Source organism: Streptomyces sp. NPDC058375 (assembly GCF_042723425.1).
GTDB lineage: Bacteria > Actinomycetota > Actinomycetes > Streptomycetales > Streptomycetaceae > Streptomyces > Streptomyces durocortorensis.
This window is the reverse complement of the sequence record NZ_JBHXJG010000503.1, coordinates 1-1,037: the sequence shown is the minus strand read 5'-3', so window position 1 is coordinate 1,037 and position 1,037 is coordinate 1. Positions and strand designations below refer to the sequence as shown.

Sequence of the window (1,037 nt, the reverse complement as noted above, 5' to 3'; positions counted from 1 at the left end):
GGTGTTGGTGTTGGTGTTGGTGAGGTCATCGAGTGGGGTGATGGCACGGTTGTGGTGACGGGGGCGACGGGGACGTTGGGCCGGATGGTGGCGCGGCGTTTGGTGGGTGAGCACGGGGTGCGGTCGTTGCTGTTGCTGAGTCGTGCTGGTGAGGCGGCTGTTGGGGCTGGGGAGCTGCGGGCGGATCTGGAGGCTGCGGGTGCGCGGGTGGAGTTCGCCGCGTGTGATGTGGCTGATCGTGGGGCGTTGGCTGGGGTTTTGGGTGCGGTGCCGGCGGAGCGTGCGCTGGTGGGTGTGGTGCATACGGCGGGTGTGGCCGAGGACGGTGTGTTTTCGCAGTTGGGGCGGGAGCGGCTGGAGCGGGTGCTGCGGCCGAAGGTGGACGGGGCGTGGAATCTGCATGAGTTGACCCGTGGGTGCGGGTTGAAGGTGTTTGTGCTGTATTCGTCGTTGGCGGGTCTGCTGGGCACGGCGGGTCAGGCGAATTATGCGGCGGGTAATGCCTTCCTGGACGGGTTGGCGTGTTTGCGTCGGGCTGCGGGGTTGCCCGCGGTGTCGATGGTGTGGGGTCTGTGGGAGGAGTCCAGTGCGATCAGTGGGGATCTGGGTGAGGCTGATCTGCGCAGGTTGTCGCGGATGGGGTTGCGTGCGCTGTCGTCGTCGGAGGGGATGGGACTGTTCGATGCGGCGCTGAGCGCGCGGGAACCGGTTGTGGCGCTGACCGGTATTGATGCTGGTGCCTTGCGGGCTCAGGGCGTGGATGTGCCTGTTCTGTTGCAGGGGCTGGTTCCCGCCGCTCGACGACGGGCACCGTCCGCCGACGGCAGTGGTGGGGAGGGGCAGTCGCTTGCCGGGCGGCTGGCGGGTCTGGCCGCGGATGAGCGTGAGCGGGCTCTGGTCGATCTGGTGCGTGGTGTGGTCGCGGGCATTCTGGGTCATGAGGACGCGCGCGAGGTCGAGGCGGACCGGGCGTTCCAGGAGATGGGCTTCGACTCTCTCAACGCCGTGGAACTGCGTAACCGGCTGAACGCGTTGGG

Annotated in this window: 1 protein-coding gene; it reads left to right on the top strand. The window is 67.7% G+C overall.

All coding sequences use genetic code 11. The features are described 5' to 3' along the window. Nucleotides 1-84 precede the first annotated feature (84 nt). Nucleotides 85-1,037: beta-ketoacyl reductase (locus ACFWM7_RS35365; protein WP_383268907.1), on the top strand; the 953-nt coding region annotated here is incomplete at its 3' end.